The sequence below is a fragment of the Neisseria sp. P0021.S007 genome, from assembly GCF_051956855.1.
Genome location: NZ_JBQCXA010001695.1, coordinates 1 through 445 on the forward strand (window position 1 = coordinate 1; position 445 = coordinate 445).

Genomic DNA, 445 nt, shown 5'->3' on the forward strand with positions numbered 1-445 from the left:
TGTTCGCCGCCTGAGAGCTTGCCGATACGCTTATCCGCCAATGCCGTCAAATCAAAATAATCGAGCAACTCGTCCGCCCATTCATGGTTCAGACGGCCTTTTTGTACGAATGACGCCAACGCAATGTATTCACGTACGGTCATCGGCATGTTGTAACGGCCATGCTGCCCGACCCACGCCACCCTGCCCGCGCGGATTTGCGGCGCAACGGCCTCACCGAAAAGCGTGATTTTCCCCTGCCCTGTTTGCCCGATTAAGGCCCGCAGCAAAGTGGATTTGCCCGCACCATTCGGACCAATAATGACGGTCATGCCCGGGTATATCCAGTTGATCGATTTCAAGCAGGGTTTTGTCTTGGACGCGGACGGAAAGATTACGGATTTGAAATAAGGTGTGCATGGCAAAAGATATGGGGCAATGAAGTTTCAGACGGTCTGTTTAGGCA

General features: G+C 53.0%; 1 pseudogene. It reads right to left on the reverse strand.

Annotation, left to right across the window (positions count from 1 at the left end):
* A pseudogene (locus ACTHUR_RS20965) lies at nucleotides 1–399 on the reverse strand (ATP-binding cassette domain-containing protein); the annotation flags it as partial.
* Nucleotides 400–445 lie beyond the last annotated feature (46 nt).